The organism is Exiguobacterium sp. s121, from assembly GCF_018617245.1.
In the GTDB taxonomy this organism is placed as follows: domain Bacteria; phylum Bacillota; class Bacilli; order Exiguobacteriales; family Exiguobacteriaceae; genus Exiguobacterium; species Exiguobacterium profundum.
In genome coordinates, this window is the sequence record NZ_JACSJV010000001.1 from 1,744,601 (window position 1) to 1,765,938 (window position 21,338).

Here is a 21,338-nt window from a genome sequence, read left to right on the forward strand (position 1 = left end):
CGTCGTTTTATTTTTGGATGCGGTTGATTTCGACGCCCGCTTGTTCGAGCAAGTCATTGATGACGTATCCTGCAGCGACAAGTCCTGCAACCGATGGGACGAACGCGTTCGAGCTCGGTGGCATCTTCGCTTTACGGATCGGGGCATCTTTCTTCCCGACGACCTCGTTCACGTCTTCGCGTGTCACGATTGGAGATTCGTCCGAGAAGACGACCGGGACGCCTTTGTAGATTTTCTCTTTACGTAGACGAGTACGGACCATCTTCGCAATCGGGTCATATGACGTATCTTTAATGTCGACGACCTTGATGCGTGTCGGATCCATCTTATTCGCCATCCCCATGCTTGAGATGACCGGGATGCCGCGACGCTTACATTCTACGATTAAATGAATCTTATAGATGATCGTGTCTGACGCATCGATGACGTAGTCGATGTTTTGAGCGAAGAACTCTTCATATGTCTCTTCTGTATAGAACATCTTCAATTGGACGAGGTCTAAGTCCGGGTTGATGTCAAGGAGACGTTTCCCCATCGCTTCGACTTTCGGTTGACCGACCGTCGACAATAGTGCGTGGATTTGTCGGTTGACGTTCGTGATGTCGATATCATCTTTATCGACGAGGACGATGCGTCCGACGCCACTGCGCGCAAGTGCCTCTGCCGCAAATGAGCCGACACCGCCGACGCCTAAAATCGCGACCGTTTTATTCTTTAAAGCATCAAGGCCTTCAGAGCCGATGGCCAATTCATTACGTGAAAACTGGTGTAACATATTTCTTCCTCCAACTAATCCTATTTTCTCATACTATTTTACTCGGAATTATATTCAAAAAAAAGACGTCTCGCGACGTATTTACAAAAAAATCGATGGGGCCCGGAGTGCCGTGACGATGCCTTGCTTTTGAACCTGCGTATGCAGGTGGGTGACCTAGCGTTTCCTTCACAAGTCCTCCTGCACGTGATGAGGCAGTTGATCTGGTTAGCAGTTCGGTCTCCCGTATTCAAAGTGTTGGCTCAAAATAACGAAGGCGGCTCTCGTACACCTCAGGTATCCCATCTGTTGATTTAACTATAGCGCTTCTGTAAAAAGAAGTCAATGAGAAACGCCGACTTCACGTGACAGTTTGGTCACAACCATTTGTTACGAAACGCACGGTCCGGGTCATACGTGAACTGTTGACGCTCGATGTTGAAACGGCGGTCGCGCGAGTCGTTCCCGACACCCGCCTGGTACGCCCAATTCCCCCAATTGCTCGCCACGTCGTAATCGATTAGTTTCGATTCAAAGTAGGAAGCCCCGTAACGCCAATCTTGTTTTAACTCTTTTGAAAAATAATTCGCCACGATTTGTCGCCCCCGATTGGACATCCATCCCGTCGCATTCAGTTCGCGCATAAACGCATCTACGAAATCAACACCCGTCTCTCCCTTTCGCCATTTTTCAATGACATCCGCCTCGACTCGCCAGTCTTTCCGTTTCGACCGGATGCCTTGTGATTGAAATAATTTTTTCCCTTGCTCGAGTGCGACCCATTGAAAGAACTCACGCCATAATAGTTCAAAGTACAGCCAGTACGTTGATTCATTTACCCCATGCGTTCGTTCATGTGCCTCGAGTTCAAAGAATACCCGTCGAGGTGATAACGAGCCGTTCGCTAAATAAGAAGATAGCTTCGTCGAGTCATCGACACCAAAACCATTTCTCGTTTCTTTGTACGTTCGAATCGGCACGGACAAATAGTCATTCAATCGACGCTTCGCTGCCAATTCGCCACCTTTGAACGGAAACGCCGTCCTCGGGTCTTGCTTTACTTCTTGAATCGAAAATGGGAACGTCACCTCGCGTGTGGCAGCCGTCGCCTTACGGGAAATCAGTTCTCGGGGGCGTACATCATATTCGACCGCTTTTCGAAACTCCGTGAAGAGAAATGGCATCTTCTCGAACGGGATGTCCCCCTCTTCAAATAACGTGAATCCACCGAACGTCTCGTACTCCCCTTTCCATTTTTTGATCACTTCATTTTCACGTCGGCGCTCATTGTACCCGACTGCCCGCTGAAACAAGAGACGGTCGGCCGGGTCGAGCGTCTCGAGCGGATGACCAACATGAACAAAAAATGGGATCCCGAGTGCGTCTAACGAACCTGCCACATCTTCTAGCGACTCCTTCAGGAAATGAAGTCGCTCGTTCCCAAGTGGAATGACGCCATAACGATTTTCAACGAACTGATTCGGACTGATAAAAAAATGACCTTCGATCGGATCGTCATGGCGAAGTGCCTCTTCAAGCGGTAAATGATCATCAATACGTAAATCATTTTGGTACCATATGATTGTTTTCATCATTAGACCTCCTCCACCCTATAGTATGATGGGTTATAATCTTTGTCATGAAGATGGAATGTGCTCGAGATATGTTTTCAAAATCAAATTGTGTGGAATATATTCTTTTAGAAGAGAAAGGGGTGCAACATAATGGCTAAGAAAGGCAAAATGGGAACATTGATTAAAATCGCGACGGCGGTCGCACCGTTCGTCTACGATTACTATAAAAAGAACAAAGCAAAGAAATCATCGAAGAAATAACACTCACGTCTCAGCCAATAAGCTGAGACGTTTTTTTTATGTTTTTCAATCGCCTGTGCTAAGATAAATCAATCATTCTATTGAAACGAGGCGATGTTCGTGCACGTCCGATCTATCCACCTTTTACGCATTCTCTTCAAATGGGGTCTCTTCATGACCGGGTTGTTCTTACTCGCGCTCGGTTCATCTATCATGATCACGGCAAATCTCGGGGTTTCCACGTGGGACGTCCTTCATATCGGTATCGCTCACCATCTTCCGATTTCAATCGGGACGGTGATTTTATGCGTCGGTCTTTTACTCGTTCTATTTAAATACATACTCGACCGCATCCGTCCTCAGTTTGGAACTCTAGTAAACGCGGTGTTCGTTGGGGTGTTCATGAACGTGATATTAAATGAGCAATGGCTCCCTGTTTTCGAAGGGATGATTGTGAATATTGTTTGGCTCACATTCGGCATATTTGTGATGGGCATGGGAGCTGGTCTCTATGTCGCCGTCGGGTACGGTGCCGGTCCACGCGATGGATTGACGCTTGCCTTAGCAGACCGTTTCCAAACGTCCGTCCGTGCCATGAGGACTTGGATGGAACTGACCGCTTGTCTCATCGGTTGGGCACTCGGCGGACCACTTTTCTTCGGGACCGTCTTATCGATTTTCCTCATCGGTCCATTCTTCCAGTTTTGGCTAGAACGGTTCCGCCTGTTCATCGCCTATGTCGATCGTCTCAAAGTAAAATTCGCATGAAAAAGAGAGGAGATCTCCTCTCTTTTTATGTGTTCGGAATGAGCACAATCTTTCCGAACTTACCCGATTGTTTAAAATACGCCTGTGCCTCACGTGCCTCTTCAAGCGGGAACGTCCGGTCAATGACCGGTTTTAGCTTCCCTTCGGCGACCGAGCGCAACATCTCCGCGAATTCATATCGTGTCCCGAGAACAGACCCGTACATCGCGATATGTTTCAAGTACAGCGTCCGGAAGTCGAGATGGGTCGTCTGTCCTCCCGCCGAACCAGAGATACAGAACTTCCCTCCCTTTTTCAAGATGTTTAGAGATACATCAAATAGCGTATCTCCCACGACATCGAGGACCGCGTCGACCGGGCCACCGTTCGCAGCGATAATATCATCGGCGAGCGTCTCAGAACGGTAGGAAAACACTTCGGTCGCCCCAAGCGCTTTTAACTCTTGCTCGTTTTTCAAATCACCGACGATAGCGAACACATTCGCCCCGAATACGTTCGCCGCAATTTGGATGTTGAGTGAGCCGACCCCGCCACTTGCCCCAGTGACGACAATCGTCTCACCGGAACGGATGTGTAACTGCTCGTTCATATGCCAAGCCGTGAGACCACTTACGGAAAAGACTGCACTCTCGACGAAATCATCAAGCGGCATGTCAAAACAAAGGTCAGCCGGCCATGATACATACTCCGCGTAGCCCCCGTCATACTCTGATCCAATAAAGGACATATCGTCCGACAAGTGTTCCTTCCGCTCAGGTCCGCTCGAGGTGAACGGGAATAAGACGACGTGTCGACCCATCATCCCTTGGTCGACCCCATCTCCGAGCTCGACGACTTCACCAGTGATGTCTGAACCGGGAATGCGTGGGAACTGGACGCCTTCCGGGCGCCATCCTGACTTCTCCCCAGTTCCATAAGCCCCTTCTCGCATCCATATTTCCGTATTGTTAATCGCGCAGGCGCGTACCTTGATCAGCACTTCTCCTGCTTTCGGAGACGGTTTCGGGATATCAACCACTTGGAGTTGGTCAACGTCCCCATATCCTATGACTTGTACAGCTTTCATGGTATTTTGCCTCCTTCGCTTTCGTTCATCCATAAGTATTTACCCACGAAATGCTGTTATCACGCCAAAAAAGGGCCGCCCTTTATCAGGCAGCCCTCGATTTATAGTTGTTGACGTTGTAACAGGTTCGTGAAGACGCCACCTTTTTGACTGAGTTCTTCGTGCGTTCCATCTTCTACGATTCCTTCTGCCGTCACGACAAGAATCCGGTCGGCATTCCTTACAGTCGCTAAACGGTGCGCGATGATGAGCGTCGTTCGATTTGCTGCCAGTTCATTTAATGAATCCTGAATGATGGCCTCGGTCTCCGTATCGAGCGCCGAGGTCGCCTCATCGAGTATTAAAATCGGCGGATTTTTCAAAAACATACGCGCAATGGCGATGCGTTGTTTCTGACCTCCGGAGAGTTTTAGTCCACGCTCTCCGATTTGTGTATCAAGACCGTGCTCGAGCTCTTCGACGAGCGTGCCGAGATGTGCTTTTTCCACCGCATGCATGATCTCTGCATCGGTCGCATCCAGTTTCCCGTAAGCAATGTTCTCCCGTAGCGTACCCGCAAATAAGAAGACATCTTGTTGCACAATTCCGATTTGACGACGTAAACTCTCTTTCGTCATGTTCCGGATATCCATGCCGTCAATCGAGATGGCACCCTTTGTGACGTCATAAAAACGCGGAATGAGTGAACAGATGGTTGTCTTTCCAGCCCCGCTCGTCCCGACTAAGGCAACAGTCGTCCCTGCCTCGATCGACAAGTCAATATCTGTCAACACTTGGCGGTAGTCTGAATAGCCGAATGAGACGTCATCGAAGACGATATCGCCTGTCAACGTTTCGACCTCTGTCGCATCCGCTCGGTTCTCAATGTCCGGCTCTTCATCAAGCAACTGCGTGAATCGTTTGAACCCTGCCATCCCTTTCGGATACATCTCGAGGAGCGCCGTGATCTTTTCAATCGGCTTAATGAGTAAATTCATGTACAAGATGAAGCCGACGAGTTGTCCGTACGATAGTTGTCCTTCATACGTCAAGTACGCCCCGTATACAAGGACGAGCAACGTCATAAGACGCGTCGTGATATAGATACCTGCGAGTGACGTACTCATGACGCGATACGCTTCAATCTTCGAGCCGCGATAGAAGTTGTTGTCTTTTTGGAAACGCCCGATTTCGAACGCCTCGTTCGTAAACGATTGGACGACGCGTGCCCCGGACACACTGTCCTCGACGCGCGCGTTCACTTCCCCGATATTCGTGTACATCTTTTGCCACGCCTTGTTCATGTTCTTATTCGCATACGTGATCATGATGATGAGGAACGGTACTGCGACAACGGTGACGAGTGCGAGTTCTGGGTCGATCGAGAACATGATCCCGAACGCACCGAGTAACGTCATGATGGCGATAAAGAAGTCTTCCGGCCCATGGTGCGCCACTTCCCCGATATCGAACAAGTCGTTCGTGACCCGGCTCATCAAATGGCCGGTCTTATGATTGTCAAAGAAGCGGAACGACTGTTTATGGATATGCGTGAACAACTCTTCCCGCATGTCCGTCTCGATGTTGATGCCGAGCTTATGTCCCCAGTAGTTGACGACGTACTGCATCATCATGGCCAATATGTATAGAATCAACAGGCCGATGCTGACGATGATAATCCAGTTCCATTCCCCACCCGGCAACAAGTCGTCGATGAACCATTGAACGGCAAGCGGAAATCCAAGTTCAAGCAGTCCGACGAGAATTGCGAATGAAAAATCGAGTAGGAATAACTTTTTATGTGGTCGATAATAACTAAAAAAACGTGAAATCATTCTCTCTTCCCCCTTCTCTTCATTTAGTGTACGCTTTTTTCCGAAAGGTGGAAAACAGGATGCATCCCTTTTTCATTCTTTTTTCAAACGGCGTATAATAAAAGTAAGGAGTGATACACATGCATGTACACATTACAGATCGTGCCCTTGAACGAATCGAGTCATTGAAAGGCGAACGCGAAGGACAGATGCACCTCTTTTATGAGACAGAAGGTTGTGGTTGTGGGAACAGCGGAATCTTTGAGATTCGATACGTAACCGAGACGACTCCGGAAGACGTTGAAATCGAATCCAACATCGGACCAATCTTAATCAAAAACTGGACAAAAGTGTTTTTAGATGAACAGATGAAAATCGATTTCCTCGAAGACCGTCGTACGCTCGTCTTGAAGAGTGACGGCCAAGTGTTCAATTCGAATCTACTCGTGACGGACGGCACAGGATGTCAGTTGAACGTTCCGAGCCGATGAAACAGACACTGAAACAACATCCGAGACTCCTCATTCTCTTTTTCGTGAGTTTCGGTCTCGGACTACTTGGAATCTATCTGGCGTTTATCGATTCGGTCTATACGATGTCCGCAGTCATCGCCTCGCTGTTTGCGTTTGGTTTCGCGTTGCAGCGAACAGCGAAATACATGCAGCGAGAAGAGGATAAACGTTAACAAGAGGATGTGTTCCAATTAAATATCTACCATCTCGTGTTGAATCCAAAATCCGTTTCACACATACAAAAAACGAGGATTGCCATGGCAACCCTCGTTTTTTTATGCTTATTTTTTCTCTTTTATTGCCGTACGAATCGATAACTCTTCGAGTTGCGCGTCCGCGACAGGGCTCGGTGCTTGCGTCAAGAGACAGCTTGCCGAAGCCGTTTTCGGGAAGGCGATTGTGTCGCGAAGGTTCGAACGACCTGCAAGAATCATGACGAGACGGTCGAGACCGAGTGCGATTCCCGCATGTGGCGGTGTACCGTATTCGAACGCTTCAAGCAAGAAGCCGAACTGTTCAACCGCTTCTTCTTGTGTGAAACCAAGCAATTTGAACATGCGCTCTTGAATGTCACGCTCATAAATACGCTGTGAACCGCCACCGAGTTCGTAACCGTTCAAGACGAGGTCATACGCAACCGCGCGTACACTTGCCGGATCTGTCTCGAGAAGATGGAGGTCTTCACGGTTTGGCATCGTGAACGGATGGTGGTTCGCATAGAAGCGACCGTCTTCTTCTTCAAACGTTACGAGTGGGAAGTCCGTTACCCAAAGGAAGTTGAACTTCGATTCGTCGATGAGACCAAGTTCGTGACCGAGCTTGACGCGGAGTGCGCCAAGGCTGTCTGCAACGACAGTTGGTTTCGATGCGACGAAGAGAAGAAGGTCACCTGCTTCTGCATCTGTGGCTTCAATTAGCTTCTGTGCGTATGTCTCATCAAAGAACTTCGCGATTGGACCGTTCAAGCCTTCCGCTGTCACTTTGAGCCATGCGAGACCTTTCGCACCGTACACCGCCGTGAACTCTTGAAGCTTGTCGATGTCTTTACGTGAGAAGTTGTCCGCCTCACCTTTGACGTTGATCGCCTTGACTTGCCCGTTTGATTCGAGTGCTGCATCGAACACTTTAAAGCCAGCACCTTTCACAGCGTCTGCCACGTCGATGAGTTCGAGACCGAAGCGCGTGTCCGGTTTATCCGAACCAAAACGACGCATCGCTTCCGCGTGTGTCATCCGCTCGAACTTCGCTGGTGTGTCCGTACGACCGAGCGTCGATTCCATGACTTGTCCCATCATCGATTCCATCATCGCCATCAAGTCTTCGATGTCCATGAAGCTCGTTTCGATGTCGACTTGTGTGAATTCAGGTTGACGGTCTGCACGAAGGTCCTCGTCACGGAAGCAGCGTGCGATTTGGAAGTAACGGTCAAATCCTGCGACCATGAGCAACTGTTTGAAGAGCTGTGGTGATTGTGGAAGTGCATAGAACTCACCACCATGGACACGGCTCGGTACGAGATAGTCACGTGCGCCTTCTGGCGTCGACTTCGTCAAAATCGGTGTTTCGACTTCAAGGAACTCTTGCTCCGTCAAGAAGTTACGAATCGTGTTCGACGTTTTCGAGCGGAGACGGAACGTCTCTTGGAGCGCCGGACGACGAAGGTCGAGGTAACGGTATTTGAGACGCAGGTCTTCTGAAACGTTTTCCGCTTCGTCACCGATTGGGATTGGTGTCATCTTCGCAGCGTTTAAGATGTTGATCTCTGAAGCGATGACTTCGATATTTCCTGTCGGCATGTTCGGGTTCTTGTTCTCACGCTCGAGAACCGTCCCTTTCACGTCGAGGACGAACTCACTACGAATCGTCTCCGCGAGTTGGTGGACCGCTTCGTTCTCTGGGCGAACGACGACTTGGACGATCCCTGTGCGGTCACGAAGATCGATGAAGATGAGACCTCCGAGGTCACGACGTTTTTGTACCCATCCTTTTAATTGTACTTCCTGGCCGATGAGTGACTCTGTCACGCGGCCGTTCATATGTGTGCGTCCGATCATTGTCCTGCTCCTTCCGATAGTTCACGAATTTTGTCTGCGACGGCCGAGAGTGGCACGTCGACTTGTTCACCAGTCGTCATATCTTTCAAGGCGGCTGACCCTCGTTCGACTTCGTCATCCCCTAAGATGACTGTGAACTTGGCTTTCAGACGGTCCGCCTGTTTGAATTGTCCTTTGAACTTGCGTCCTTGGTAATCACGGTCTGCTTTGAACCCTTCCATGCGGAGGAGTTGTAGGAGGCGTGTCGCCGTCAATTCGACTTCTTTTCCGCCTTGGGCGACGATGAAGACATCAAGTCCTGTCTCGAGTTCAGGTAGGACTCCTTCATTCTCTAATGCGAGGATGAGACGCTCCAACCCGATTCCAAAACCGATTCCCGGCATGTCCGGTCCGCCGATATCTTGTACGAGACCGTTATAGCGTCCGCCGCCACAAAGCGTCGTGATGGCTCCGAATCCTTCTGCCTCAGACATGATTTCAAACGCAGTGTGCGTGTAGTAATCGAGTCCACGGACGAGCGTCGGGTCGACTTCATAGGCGACACCAAGTGCATCGAGTTGTGCGAGCACTTGGTCGAAATAGGCCTTCGACTCTTCGTTCAAATATTCAAGAATCGACGGGGCCGTCTTCATCGACGGGTGATCGCGGTCGACCTTACAATCCAAAATGCGAAGCGGATTCTTATACAGGCGTGACTGACAGTCTTGGCAAAGTTCGCCTGCTACCGGCTCAAAGTGACGGATGAGCGCATCGCGGTGGGCGTTGCGGCTTTCCGCGTCCCCAAGCGAGTTGACGACAACTTTGATTTTCTGAAGTCCGAACGACTTGTAAATCGAATAGGCGAGGCTGATGACCTCAGCGTCAACGGCCGGGTCACTACTACCGATTGCTTCGACACCGTATTGGTGAAGCTGACGGAAGCGACCTTTTTGTGGACGCTCGTAGCGGAACATTGGTCCCATGTAGTAGAGCTTGGTCGGCTGGTCCGGATTTCCGAACAGTTTGTTCGTCACGAACGCACGAACGACAGATGCCGTTCCTTCTGGGCGAAGCGTGTACTCGTCTTTCCCTTTCTTCACGAGCGTGAACATCTCTTTTTGGACGATGTCCGTCGTTTCCCCGACACTGCGTGTGAACAAGTTCGTCGTTTCAAAGATTGGTGTGCGGATTTCTTTATAGTTATAACGGGCGCTCATGTCGCGAAGCTTTTCTTCGACATATTGCCACGTCTCGACCGTGCCCGGAAGCAGGTCTTGTGTACCGCGTGGTGCTTTCATCATCACATTTCCCTCCTTAATAATACAAAAAGGCCCTCGTCCGCAAAGGGACGAGAGCCTGTGTCAGTTTCCCGTGGTACCACCCTCGTTGCAGAGCCATCACTTGAAACTCTGCCACTCGAAATCGGTTAACGCCCGATGAAACGGCTCCCCCTACTCGCTTTCAAGGGAGCACCTCCAAAGTGTCGTTCGGGTCATCATCCAGTCGATGCTTTCAGCCAAGGCATCGCTCTCTTTGCTGGTGGGTTGACCGTACTCTTCTTTATCGTAGGTGTTTGACTATATGCTTCATGATGCCGAATCAAGCCGGCATCTGTCAAGCGTTTTTTTCGAGCATGAGTGTGACCGGTCCGTCGTTGACGAGGGCGACGTCCATCATCGCTCCGAAGCGTCCCGTCTCTACGACGAGCCCATTCGACCGGAGTCGCTCATTGAATTTTTCATAAAGCGTCTCGGCCATATCCGGTTTTGCGGCCTTTGTAAAAGCAGGTCGCCGCCCTTTCATCGTGTCTCCATATAAAGTGAACTGAGAGACAGATAAAATTTGTCCGGACACGTCTTGAATCGATAAGTTCATCTTTTCTTGATCGTCCTCGAAGACGCGAAGTCCGGTCACCTTGTCGGCGAGCCAGTTCACTTCTTCTTCTGTATCTTCATGTGTCACACCGACGAGAAGCAAGTACCCGGCGTTGATTGCCCCGACGACTTCTTCCTCGACTGTGACTGATGCTTCTTTCACTCGTTGCAATAATACACGCACGTTCCTCTTCCTTTCGTCACGTCATCATGACTCGGCTGACCGAATACACGTCTGAGATTTGTTTGATGCGCTCGACGACTTTCTGCAAATGGTTCACGTTCGGAATCGAGATGGTCATCGAGATGCGGGCCTGTTTGTTTTGGTCGCCCCGACCACTGACGGCCACGATATTCGTATTCGTCGCCGATACTGCTTGAAGGACGTCGTTTAAGAGACCTGAGCGATCATATCCTGTGATTTCGATGTCGACGTTATAGTTCTTCTCTTTCGCTTGTCCGACTTCCCATTCGACGTCAAGGAGACGCTCTGGGTGTTGTTCGTTGACAATGTTCAAGCAGTCTTTCCGGTGAATTGAGACACCGCGTCCACGGGTAATGTATCCGACGATTTCATCCCCCGGTACCGGGTTACAACAACGGCTCATGCGAACGAGCATGTTGTCGATGCCTTTGACCGTCACGCCCGCTTCCGTCGTTTTCTTCTTCGGTGCCTGACTGACTTTCAATTCGCTGATGGCTTCCGACAGTTCGAGTTTCGGTTCTTTCCGCTGCTTCTCCGTCAACTTATGTGCGACTTGTGCGGCAGTGATGCCTTGATAACCGACAGCGGCGTACATCTCTTCCTCGTTCCCGAAGTTGAACTTCTCGACGACGATACTGAGTGCAGGTTCATCGATAATCTCTTTCGGTTCAAAACCAAGTTTCTTAATTTCTGCTTCGACGAGATCTTTCCCTTTCTCGACGTTTTCTTCACGTTGCTGACGTTTGAACCATTGACGAATCTTGTTCTTCGCCTGACTTGAAACAGCGAGCTTCAACCAATCCTTACTCGGTCCGTAACTATGCTTCGACGTGATGATTTCGATGATGTCACCAGTCTCCAGTTTGTAGTCGAGCGGTACCATCCGGCCGTTCACTTTCGCACCCGTCATCCGGTGCCCGATCTCCGTATGAATCCGGTACGCATAGTCAATCGGGACTGAGCCCTTCGGCAACTCGAATACGTCTCCTTTTGGTGTGAAGACGTACAGCATGTCGCTAAAGAAATCGACTTTGAGGGATTCCATGAATTCCTCGGCATCCGTCGTATCCTTTTGAAGTTCAAGAATCTCACGAAGATGGGCGATCTTCTCGTCGAATCCGTTCGTCGAGACGTTTTTCCCTTCTTTATACGCCCAGTGTGCCGCAATCCCGAACTCAGCGATGAAATGCATGTCTTTCGTCCGAATTTGGACTTCGAGCGGCTCACCTTTCGGTCCAATCACTGTCGTATGGAGCGACTGATACATGTTCGGCTTCGGCATAGCGATATAATCTTTGAAACGTCCCGGCATCGGCTTGTACTGGGTGTGGATGATTCCGAGCACGGCATAACAATCACGAATCGAATCAACGATAATGCGGACCGCCATCAAATCGTAAATTTCATTGAACTCTTTTTTATGCTTCACCATCTTGTTATAGATAGAATAGATGTGCTTCGGTCGACCGTTCACGTCGGCATCGATATGCACTTCCTCAAGAACCCCGTTCACTTCCGTGATGACAGAGGTGACGAGTGCTTCTCGTTCCGTCCGTTTCTGTTTCATCATCGAGACGATCTTGTAGTATTGCTGTGGGTTGATATAACGTAACGAAATATCCTCGAGCTCCCACTTGATTGTCGAAATCCCCATCCGGTGTGCGAGAGGAGCAAAGATTTCAAGCGTCTCTTCCGCTTTTTGGACTTGTTTCTCTTTCGGCATATGCTGCAGTGTCCGCATATTGTGGAGCCGGTCCGCAAGTTTGATCAAGATCACGCGCACGTCTTCTGCCATGGCGATAATCATCTTCCGGTGGTTTTCAGCAAGTTCTTCTTTTTTCGATTTATATTTAATCTTACCAAGTTTCGTGACGCCATCGACGAGCATGGCCACGTCTGGACCAAAATCGTCCGTCAATTGCTGTAACGAAACATCCGTATCTTCGACAACATCATGCAAGAGCGCTCCAATAATCGTTGTGGCGTCTAAGCCGATATCAACGAGAATGCCGGCCACTTGGACCGGATGGAGAATATAGGGCTCGCCCGAACGTCGGAACTGACCGGTATGATGAAGTTTTGCGTATTCGTAAGCGCGTTTCACTTCGGCTATATCGTCGTCACCCATATACTCCCCGAGCGCGTCGAGAAGATCCTCAATACTTACGATTTGTTTTTTGGTCATAACATTCGACACCCTTTTTCTAACCGCTCCAATCGCCTCGGATTCGTCGCAGCATGGTAGTAGTTTGTATTCAAGATTCTGTGATTTTTATAACCATTATCGAAAAAATCTGACGACCTGTCAAAGGTTGTAGGTTATTTTCCTTAAAAACTATTCAAAAACGGGAAGCATATCGCTTCCCGTTCAAATTAGTCTTCGTAGCGGATGAGTGAGAACACGTCGTATCCTTCAAGACGCTCACGTCCACCAAGTCCGTCGAGTTCGATCAAGAACCCGATCCCTGCCACAACACCACCGAGTTGTTCAATCATTTTAATCGTTGCTTCAATCGTACCACCTGTTGCGAGCAAGTCATCCAAGATGACGACTTGTTGTCCAGGTTTGATTGAATCTTTGTGCATCGTTAAAATGTCCGTTCCATACTCAAGACCGTATGAAACTCGTACTGTCTCACGTGGTAACTTTCCTTCTTTACGTACTGGTACAAACCCGAGTTCGAGCGCATACGCTGCCGGGCAACCGACGACGAATCCGCGTGCTTCCGGACCAGCGATCAACTCCGCTCCACGTTCACGTGCATAAACAACGAGCTCATCTACTGCTTTCTTGTAGACTTCGCCATCTTGCATGAGTGACGTGATATCTTTGAAGCTGATTCCTTCCTTCGGGTAATCTGCTACTTCTTTAATATGCTGTTTGAAATCCATTTTATGTGTATGCCTCCTGCATCTTGTTCGATCGCAACGATTGTAACCGCTCTTTGAGCTCCGCCAATGACGCGTATACGAAACGCTCTTCGAGTTGTTGGCGCCCAATCCGGCGTTGATAGCACGGCGCCTCGGTCAAATCGCGTTTCGGTGCTTCTGGATTGACTCCAGGCAGTCCGTCTTCCATTGTAACAAGAAATTCGAGTTCAGAGAATACTTGATGCATAAATTGAATCGTATTTTTTGACCATTTTCGCTCTTTTGACAGACGAATCAGGTTTTCACGTAGATTTTTCCGTTCGCATGTTGCCATATGGACATAATACGTTCGGAAATCCTCACGGGACGGAAGACGTTCAAAGAACGAGTCTCCTTGACCGAAGGCACAATAAATACGTTCAATCCCCTCATGAAGTTTTTCTGCGAGCACCTCTTCATCGTCCGGAAGATCGAGCAGAACGACGAAACGGTTGAGCGGTTCATCTCCTTCATGGAGTGGAAAATCTTCGTTCGTCCCTTGGAAAGATAAAAATGACGTCTGTTCTTTCGGCAAATCTTTCAACTCTTGCATTGATTTTTTCTTCCCACGATAGTCAAACACTTGGAAGTCATCGACCCGTAAATCTTGAATCATGAGCTGCGGTTTACGCATTCCGTTCCATTCGTTGACTTGAAGACTTCCCATCACCGAGATATGAGCCATCTTTGAAATCTCTGAAACGACGTGCCCGAATCCAAATCCAATACCATCGAGCTCACGCTTGTCTCCGGCGAGCTGTACTTTCAAATGCGTGGCATCCCGTCCGATTTGGCGAATATCTCGCAGTTTCGCATCTGCGACAACGACGCGAGGGGATGGATTCCCCATACCAAATGGCGCGAGCTTTCCAATCTCTGAGATCAAATCGAGCGAAACGTCGTTAACGGAGAGTTTCAAGTCGACGTTGACTCGTGGTACAAACACGTCATCGGGGATGGACTCCGCCTGACGGTTCAGTCGCTCTCGTAGTTCGGCGACGTGTTCCGACTGAAGGGTCATCCCGGCCGCGGCTGGATGTCCGCCAAAGTGTGGCAAGATATCTTCATTCTTCGAAAGTTCCTTGAAGAGGTCAAATCCATCGATGGAGCGCCCCGATCCTTTCGCCTTACCCGTCTCGGGGTCGTGGCAAAGGAGGATGACTGGACGATAGTACGCCTCGACGAGACGAGATGCGACAATCCCGACGACGCCAGGATTCCACTTCTCACTCGCCACGACGAGTACACGGTCCTCGGTCATCGACGCTTCAACGAGTTCTTTCGCTTCAGCAGCGATCGTCTTGACGATGTCTTGACGTTCTTTGTTTTGCTTATCGAGCTGTTTCGCGAGCTCGAGCGCTTCCTCGACATGTTCAGCCAGGAGCATTTGTAATGCCGGCATCGCTGAATCGAGTCGACCCGCGGCATTGATGCGTGGACCGAACGCGAAACCGACCGACTCTTCGTTTAATACGCTGTCACCGAGACCACATACTTCACGTAATGCTAGAATACCTGGACGTTTTGAAGCCTCGAGCGCGGCAATCCCCTTCTTCGCGAGCAACCGATTCTCTCCGTCGAGTGGGACGAGGTCGGCAATCGTTCCGAGGACGGCCAAATCAAGGAGTTCTTCCGGCATTCTCCCTAAAACGGCGTGCGCCACTTTGAGAGCTACTCCCGCACCGGCGAGTTTATCGTATGGATATCCCGGGTCGATATGTGGATGAATGATTGCATAGGCGTCCGGCAATGTCTCTTTCGGCTCGTGGTGGTCTGTGATGATCAAATCGACGCCAAGGTCTTTTAAGAGTGTGGCTTCTTCAATCCCAGAAATTCCACAGTCCACCGTGACGACCAAGGTGAATCCTTCGTTCGCTGCCCATTGGAACGCTTCTTTGTTCGGTCCATAACCTTCAGTGAAACGGTTCGGGATATAACACTCGGCCATGACACCAATTTCGGTCAACGCATGCCACATGACAGATGAGGCACTGACCCCGTCGACATCATAGTCACCATAGATGAGCACCATTTCCCCATCGTCTGCTGCCCGTTTGATGCGGGTGACGACTTTCTCCATCTGTTCAAACAAATACGGGTCATGAAAGACGAGTTCATCCTCGGCATACAAGAATGCCTTGGCCGCTTCTACGTCTTGATGACCACGCTGAACAAGCAACGTCGCCAGTTGTGCTGATATATTTAATTCGTTTTGTAAACGCGTAACGTCGTCCGGATTTGTTTCCGGATAGAGCCACTGTTTTTTCGAATGGTACATGTCCTTCACTCCAATCAATTGTAGATTATAGCAGACCGCGTGAAAGATGTGCCGTCTTGACATTTGAAAAGGTCTCCCGATTGAAGGGAGACCCACTTGTTACGCCTCTGTGACCGGCGTATCTTTTTTCTTGTTGATTGTCGTACGTTTGATGAGGAGCCATAAATACGATGCAATGAAGATCGAAGAATACATCCCCATGAAAAGTCCGACGATGAGCGCGAGCGAGAAGCTGCGAATCGACTCTGCCCCGAATACATACAAGGCAATCGCTGTAACGAGTACCGTGATGACCGTATTCACGGACCGTACGATTGTCTCTTGAATCGACTTGTTGATGATCGACTCATAGACGTCCATCGACTTGATTTTTCGTTCCTTTTCATACGACGTGATGTTCTCGCGGACCCGGTCGAACGTTACGATCGTATCGTTGACCGAGTAACCGATGATGGTCAAGATCGCGGCGATAAAGTACAAGTTGACCTCGATCCCAAAGAGCGAGAACGCGACGATCATGAAGAAGGCATCGTGTAACATCGCGATAACAGTTGCAAGTGCATATGAGAATTGGAAACGCACCGTGATGTAGAGAATAATCCCGATCGAAGCGACGGCTACCGCATACAAAGCATTTTTCGCCAAGTCACGACCGACTTGAGCCGAGACGGTGCTGATGTTCGGGTCGTTCCCGAATTGTTCAGTGAACGCCGTCTTGACGTTCGCGACTTCCTCTTGGCCCAATTGGCCAACGAACGTCACGTATGCCAAGCGACCTTCATTTGCATATTGGACGCTTGAAATCTCTTGGTCAACTCCGGCATCGTTAAACGCTTTCGTGAATTCTTCTTGCGACACACGTTCTTCCGTTAGTACTTCGACCCGCGTCCCTGAAGCAAAATCGATTCCGAGGTTCAACCCACGGAAGAACAAGAGACCGATTCCGAGAACGACGATTGCCGTCGAAACCAAGAACATCGTGCGCATATGTTTCACGTAATTCCATTCAGTAAGCTTAAAGTTCACGGATTTCACTCTCCTTCACACCAAACCATCCTTTGCGTTTGTCGAACAGACGACTTGAGACAAGGAGGTGCATCAAATAACGTGAGATGAATACGTTCGAGATGAACGTCATCCCGATTGAGATCATGAGCATGACAGCAAATCCTTTGACCGAGCTTTGTCCGAAATAGAACAAGACCGCAGCCGAGATGAGCGTCGTCAAGTTGGCATCGATGATCGTACTGAGGGAACGACGGTTACCTGCACGGAATGCCGATAAGACCGATTTTCCAGAGCGGAGTTCGTCTTTGATTCGTTCCGCGGTAATGATGTTCGCATCGACTGCCATACCGACCCCGAGGACGAGTGCTGCAATCCCTGGAAGCGTCAATACCGCATTGATTCCGTTGAAGAACAACATGATCAAGTTGATGTACAGAACAAGCGTGATGATCGATACGAGTCCTGGGAGACGATAGAAGAACAACATGAAGAGGAATACGGCGATGATTCCGATTGTTGCGGCAAATACCGTTTCTTCTAAAGCATCTTGACCGAACTGGGCCGATACGGATGTCGAGTAAATCTCATCTAGTTTGACCGGGAGCGCCCCTGCGTTCAAGATGTCCGCAAGGCGTTGACCGCTTTCCGCGTCAATTCCACCACCTGAGATGATGGCTTTATCCGATAAGATCGGACTCGTTACCGAAGCATCTGACACAATTTTCGAGTTCTCTTTTTGAACTTCTTCCTCATATGTGTCGCCCTCTTCATAGTCGAGCCAGATGACCAGACGGTTCTCAGGAGCTGGACGTTGTGCAATCTCAGATGTCACTTCGCCAAACTTGTCGGCCGATTGAAGTGTCAGCTCAACGACCGGTTGTCCTTGTTGGTTGTAGCTGAGCGCTGCCCCACGCGGCGCCAAGTCTTTCCCATCGAGCAAGACGTTGTCGTTCACGTCACGGAATGTCAATTGTGCCGTTGACGAGAGAACCTCGCGCGCTTCGTTTTGGTTCGATACGCCCGCGAGCTGGACACGGATGCGATTGTTTTCTTCGATTCGAACGTCCGGTTCGGAAACTCCGAGGACGTTGATTCGGTTATTGATGGCGCGAACGGTTGCATTCATCGCCGACTCGTCGATGACGTCGCCGTCTTCGAGCGGTTGTACTTCATACAAAACTTCGAATCCACCTTTTAAGTCGAGTCCGAGGTTCGTGTTCTTGACGACCCATGGTGTCGTGAACACTGCGAGCAGGATTGTCGCAATCATGATGATCGCAAAAATCGCAATGTTGCCTTTTTTGTACATACGACTATTTCCTTTCTAAACCACTGTTCTTGATAAAAACTTCTCTCGTTAACATTACAAATTTTCTAAACATTTATCAATCATTTTCCTAAAATTGTAACGACCTTCACGGATTGTTCGACTGAGTTTGCATATAAGACTAAATGTTGCGCATGGGCAAAACTTCATGTATGATGTAGCTAACATCAAAACATCAAAGGAGTCTTTCCATATGGACAGCACAGTTATTTATGCCTTTCTCCTTACTCTATTCGCCGGTCTAGCTACCGGGATCGGGAGTATGATCGCATTCTTTGCGAAACGGACGAACACGGCATTCCTCTCCATCTCGCTAGGATTTTCCGGAGGCGTCATGATTTACGTGTCGTTCATCGAGATTTTCCCGAAAGCGCTCGAGGAACTCGTCGGCGCACACGGAGAATATACGGGTACAATCTACACCGTCCTCGCATTCTTCGGTGGGATGTTCTTGATTGGTATGATCGATAAGTTCATTCCGAAAATGGAGAATCCACACGAAGTCAAGTTTGTCGAGTCGATGCAGAATGACCCGACAACACATGAACTCGCAACGACGACGACAAATGAAGTGGCTCCAATCAATCATCCAGAGGTACAAAATCGACTTAAAAAAATGGGGATTTTCATGGCACTCGCCATCGGGATTCACAACTTCCCAGAAGGACTTGCGACGTTCGTCTCGGCACTAGATGACCCGGCCGTCGGCTTAGCTATCGCAATCGCCATCGCCCTACACAACATTCCGGAAGGGATTGCCGTCTCCGTCCCGATTTATTATGCGACGGGCTCACGGAAGAAGGCGTTCAAGCTTTCGATGTTGTCAGGGCTTGCCGAACCAGCTGGAGCGGCCATCGGATTCTTGTTACTCATGCCGTTCTTGAGCGACACCGTCTTCGGACTCTTGTTCGCGGCGGTCGGTGGCATCATGGTCTTCATCTCGCTTGACGAATTGCTCCCTGCCGCCCGTGAATACGGACACGCCCATCATTCAATGTATGGAATGGTTGCTGGTATGATCGTCATGGCGACAAGTCTAATCCTATTAATGTAACGAGCAATGCCCTGACGCGCGCGTCAGGGCATTTATTATGTCGTTTTAAACACATGGACGACATCTTTTAATTCAGACGACATGTGACTCATCGTTTCAGCGATGCCGTTGATCTCTTGAATGGCGGCAAGCTGTTCTTCGACGTTCGCACCGGCTTCTTCGACGCTTCGCTGTGTCGAGACGGCGTTTGTCGACATATCTTCAACAGAGACGGCAACTTCAGTCGTATTGGCACTCACTTCTTCTGTTGCTGCCGCAATCTCACTCATTTGACGGGACGTCTCTTCGATGACCGATACGATCTCACGGAACGCCTCGGCCACTTCTCCCATTTGCGATACCCCATTCTCCACATGTACGCTCGATTCTTCGAACGCCGATTCGACTTGCTCCGTGTCACGTTGAATGTCGCGGACAACGGTCTGGATTTGAATGGCGGATTGTTTCGATTCCTCGGCGAGTTTCCGGACTTCAGCCGCGACGACGGCAAACCCTTTTCCGTGCTCACCCGCACGTGCTGCTTCAATCGCCGCGTTTAAGGCAAGCAAGTTCGTCTGTTCCGTGATCGCCGTGATCGAACGGGTGATTTTCTCGATTTCAAGCGATTGGTTCGATAGACGGTTCACCATCTGTTGAGTGAGCTCGTTGGCACGGCGAATTTCTTGCATCCGTTTCTCTGCCAATTGAACGGTCTCAAGTCCACCATTCGCCGCCTCAAGTGTATGTATCGTCTGCTCATTCACACCTTGTGAGGCCGCAGCGATTTGATTCAATCCATCCACCGCTTGATTGACGCCAATCGTCCCTTCTTCCGCTCGCTTCGAGGATCCTTGCGCAGCCACGTTCATCTCTTCGAACAACCGGGACACGCCTTGGGTCGTTGTCGCGACATGGTCTGTGCTTGCGTAAAGTTCTTCAGAATATGCAGTCACTTTGTCCGACGCTTCACCAACCCGACGAATCAAGCCGACCAGATTGTGCTTCATTTCATTGAACGCCGTAACCAGGTCTCCTAGTTCATCGTTTGAGGCGACCTCGATATCTTCTCCAGTCAAATCCCCTTCTGCCATGATGCGTGCTTGACGACCGAGTCGATTGATTGGTTTTAGGAAAAGCCGTTGTAGCGCAAGTAAGGACAGAATCCCGATCACGACACCACCAACACTGATGATGAGCATCCAAAGGATTGAACTTTCTGCATCTGCTTGTACCGCTTTCGTCTCAGACTCGAGGAGCTCCCCTTTATATTCGACAAGGTCGGTCACGGTCATGCGTACCCGATCCGTCGTCGGTGTCACACTCGTGTTGAGAACGGTTTTGAAGCCGATTTCGTCTTGTTGTTGACGAAGTTCGACGGCACGATTCATCTCACGGTCTAATAGCTCGTTAAATTTCTCCAAATCTCCCAACCAAGACAAGATCTTCTCATCTGAAGAAGATGCCTTGAGTGAAGCCATCAATTCGTCTCGTTGTTCTTGAACTCCCTGGAGACTGATGAGCGTCTTCGGATTGGCTACAAGCATATAGTAGTTCAAGTAGCGTTCGGCATCCGTCACCGCTAATGATAGATTCTCTGCAAGCAGCATTTCCTGCGTGCCTTCACTGAGGACCCGGTCATAGGCGGCAGTCGATTGTCTCAATTGATAAGATCCGAGCGCGCCGACAATGACGAGCGCAATGATCGTCGGAATGAGCGCGATGGACATACGTCGTCTCAGCGATGAGCGTCCTCTCTGTTTCGTACCACTTCGTTTTATGCTCCATCCTTTCCACTTCTTCATCTGGTTAAGCAATCGTTTCACGTCCATGTCATTCGTTCTCCTTCATCTCGGATTTCTTCTCAACTTGAGATTAGTGCAAACGTTTTCATTAATCAAATCGATTTTTCGAAATGAGGTGGATAAATTTTGAATCGGATTCGTTTTGACAAAAAGAAGTCATC

General features: G+C 49.5%; 15 protein-coding genes, 1 other RNA gene, 1 pseudogene and 1 other annotated feature. Of the genes and pseudogenes, 4 read left to right on the forward strand and 13 right to left on the reverse strand.

Features of this window, described 5'->3' with window-relative positions; genetic code table 11:
* Positions 1 to 7: 7 nt before the first annotated feature.
* The 3 genes from KOG47_RS08990 to KOG47_RS09000 form a co-directional block, all read right to left on the reverse strand.
* The gene (locus KOG47_RS08990) at positions 8 to 775 is read right to left on the reverse strand and encodes a tRNA threonylcarbamoyladenosine dehydratase (protein ID WP_159562006.1); all 768 of its coding nucleotides are present in this window, start codon (positions 773 to 775) and stop codon (positions 8 to 10) included.
* Positions 776 to 870: 95 nt separating this feature from the next.
* Positions 871 to 1,057: non-coding RNA, 6S RNA (gene ssrS, locus KOG47_RS08995), on the reverse strand.
* A 74-nt stretch (positions 1,058 to 1,131) separates the two neighbouring features.
* Positions 1,132 to 2,346, reverse strand: coding sequence for a DASH family cryptochrome (locus KOG47_RS09000; protein WP_215244093.1), 1,215 nt, complete (start codon positions 2,344 to 2,346; stop codon positions 1,132 to 1,134).
* Positions 2,347 to 2,682: 336 nt separating this feature from the next.
* Here KOG47_RS09000 and KOG47_RS09005 point away from each other — a divergent pair, with 336 nt between their 5' ends.
* Entirely contained in the window at positions 2,683 to 3,336 is a 654-nt protein-coding gene (locus tag KOG47_RS09005; RefSeq protein ID WP_196430452.1) for a YczE/YyaS/YitT family protein, read from the forward strand.
* Positions 3,337 to 3,361: 25 nt separating this feature from the next.
* Here KOG47_RS09005 and KOG47_RS09010 read toward each other — a convergent pair whose 3' ends face one another.
* Both KOG47_RS09010 and KOG47_RS09015 read right to left on the reverse strand, forming a co-directional pair.
* Positions 3,362 to 4,402: an alcohol dehydrogenase family protein gene (locus KOG47_RS09010; RefSeq protein ID WP_215244094.1), complete on the reverse strand. Its 1,041-nt coding sequence runs from the start codon at positions 4,400 to 4,402 to the stop codon at positions 3,362 to 3,364.
* Positions 4,403 to 4,503: 101 nt separating this feature from the next.
* Entirely contained in the window at positions 4,504 to 6,216 is a 1,713-nt protein-coding gene (locus tag KOG47_RS09015; RefSeq protein ID WP_074037457.1) for an ABC transporter ATP-binding protein, read from the reverse strand.
* 119 nt (positions 6,217 to 6,335) lie between these two features.
* On the opposite strand from KOG47_RS09015, the gene KOG47_RS09020 reads away from it, so the two are divergent.
* Positions 6,336 to 6,686: an iron-sulfur cluster biosynthesis family protein gene (locus tag KOG47_RS09020; protein WP_015881180.1), complete on the forward strand. Its 351-nt coding sequence runs from the start codon at positions 6,336 to 6,338 to the stop codon at positions 6,684 to 6,686.
* The gene (locus tag KOG47_RS09025) at positions 6,659 to 6,880 is read left to right on the forward strand and encodes a hypothetical protein (protein ID WP_143180248.1); all 222 of its coding nucleotides are present in this window, start codon (positions 6,659 to 6,661) and stop codon (positions 6,878 to 6,880) included. The genes KOG47_RS09020 and KOG47_RS09025 overlap by 28 nt, the downstream gene beginning before the upstream one ends.
* A gap of 108 nt (positions 6,881 to 6,988) precedes the next feature.
* On the opposite strand, the gene aspS is transcribed toward KOG47_RS09025, so the two are convergent.
* The 7 genes and pseudogenes from aspS to secD form a co-directional block, all read right to left on the reverse strand.
* Entirely contained in the window at positions 6,989 to 8,761 is a 1,773-nt protein-coding gene (gene aspS, locus KOG47_RS09030) for an aspartate--tRNA ligase (RefSeq protein ID WP_074037459.1), read from the reverse strand.
* Positions 8,758 to 10,038, reverse strand: a complete 1,281-nt coding sequence (gene hisS / locus KOG47_RS09035; RefSeq protein WP_074037952.1) for a histidine--tRNA ligase — start codon at positions 10,036 to 10,038, stop codon at positions 8,758 to 8,760. The genes aspS and hisS overlap by 4 nt, the downstream gene beginning before the upstream one ends.
* A 43-nt stretch (positions 10,039 to 10,081) precedes the next feature.
* Positions 10,082 to 10,316 (reverse strand) — a binding site (T-box leader).
* A 38-nt stretch (positions 10,317 to 10,354) separates the two neighbouring features.
* Positions 10,355 to 10,798 (reverse strand): D-aminoacyl-tRNA deacylase, encoded by a 444-nt coding sequence (gene dtd, locus KOG47_RS09040; protein WP_031421442.1) that lies wholly within the window; start codon positions 10,796 to 10,798, stop codon positions 10,355 to 10,357.
* A gap of 16 nt (positions 10,799 to 10,814) precedes the next feature.
* Positions 10,815 to 13,004 carry a RelA/SpoT family protein gene (locus KOG47_RS09045; RefSeq protein ID WP_074037461.1) on the reverse strand — a complete coding sequence of 730 codons (2,190 nt, stop codon included), beginning with the start codon at positions 13,002 to 13,004 and terminating at the stop codon, positions 10,815 to 10,817.
* Positions 13,005 to 13,192: 188 nt separating this feature from the next.
* Entirely contained in the window at positions 13,193 to 13,711 is a 519-nt protein-coding gene (locus tag KOG47_RS09050) for an adenine phosphoribosyltransferase (protein WP_074037462.1), read from the reverse strand.
* A 1-nt stretch (position 13,712) separates the two neighbouring features.
* Entirely contained in the window at positions 13,713 to 16,007 is a 2,295-nt protein-coding gene (recJ, locus tag KOG47_RS09055) for a single-stranded-DNA-specific exonuclease RecJ (protein ID WP_215244095.1), read from the reverse strand.
* A gap of 99 nt (positions 16,008 to 16,106) precedes the next feature.
* Positions 16,107 to 18,324: pseudogene (secD, locus tag KOG47_RS14760) on the reverse strand (protein translocase subunit SecD).
* 211 nt (positions 18,325 to 18,535) lie between these two features.
* Between secD and zupT the strand changes: the two are divergent.
* Complete coding sequence (zupT, locus tag KOG47_RS09070) at positions 18,536 to 19,396, forward strand: zinc transporter ZupT (RefSeq protein ID WP_215244096.1); 861 nt, start codon at positions 18,536 to 18,538, stop codon at positions 19,394 to 19,396.
* Between the two features lie 35 nt (positions 19,397 to 19,431).
* Here the strand turns inward: zupT and KOG47_RS09075 are convergent, their stop codons facing one another.
* Complete coding sequence (locus KOG47_RS09075; protein ID WP_074037467.1) at positions 19,432 to 21,204, reverse strand: methyl-accepting chemotaxis protein; 1,773 nt, start codon at positions 21,202 to 21,204, stop codon at positions 19,432 to 19,434.
* Positions 21,205 to 21,338: the final 134 nt, after the last annotated feature.

Bases quoted from the DNA above. Each gene is read 5' to 3' on its own strand.
- KOG47_RS09020 (WP_015881180.1), top strand. From the start codon at position 6,336: ATGCATGTACACATTACAGATCGTGCCCTTGAACGAATCGAGTCATTG.
- KOG47_RS09010 (WP_215244094.1), bottom strand. From the start codon at position 4,402: ATGAAAGCTGTACAAGTCATAGGATATGGGGACGTTGACCAACTCCAA.
- KOG47_RS09075 (WP_074037467.1), bottom strand. From the start codon at position 21,204: ATGGACGTGAAACGATTGCTTAACCAGATGAAGAAGTGGAAAGGATGG.
- hisS (WP_074037952.1), bottom strand. From the start codon at position 10,038: ATGAAAGCACCACGCGGTACACAAGACCTGCTTCCGGGCACGGTCGAG.
- KOG47_RS09000 (WP_215244093.1), bottom strand. From the start codon at position 2,346: ATGAAAACAATCATATGGTACCAAAATGATTTACGTATTGATGATCAT.
- KOG47_RS09025 (WP_143180248.1), top strand. From the start codon at position 6,659: ATGTCAGTTGAACGTTCCGAGCCGATGAAACAGACACTGAAACAACAT.
- KOG47_RS09015 (WP_074037457.1), bottom strand. From the start codon at position 6,216: ATGATTTCACGTTTTTTTAGTTATTATCGACCACATAAAAAGTTATTC.
- aspS (WP_074037459.1), bottom strand. From the start codon at position 8,761: ATGATCGGACGCACACATATGAACGGCCGCGTGACAGAGTCACTCATC.
- KOG47_RS09045 (WP_074037461.1), bottom strand. From the start codon at position 13,004: ATGACCAAAAAACAAATCGTAAGTATTGAGGATCTTCTCGACGCGCTC.
- KOG47_RS09050 (WP_074037462.1), bottom strand. From the start codon at position 13,711: ATGGATTTCAAACAGCATATTAAAGAAGTAGCAGATTACCCGAAGGAA.
- recJ (WP_215244095.1), bottom strand. From the start codon at position 16,007: ATGTACCATTCGAAAAAACAGTGGCTCTATCCGGAAACAAATCCGGAC.
- KOG47_RS09005 (WP_196430452.1), top strand. From the start codon at position 2,683: ATGTTCGTGCACGTCCGATCTATCCACCTTTTACGCATTCTCTTCAAA.
- zupT (WP_215244096.1), top strand. From the start codon at position 18,536: ATGGACAGCACAGTTATTTATGCCTTTCTCCTTACTCTATTCGCCGGT.
- KOG47_RS08990 (WP_159562006.1), bottom strand. From the start codon at position 775: ATGTTACACCAGTTTTCACGTAATGAATTGGCCATCGGCTCTGAAGGC.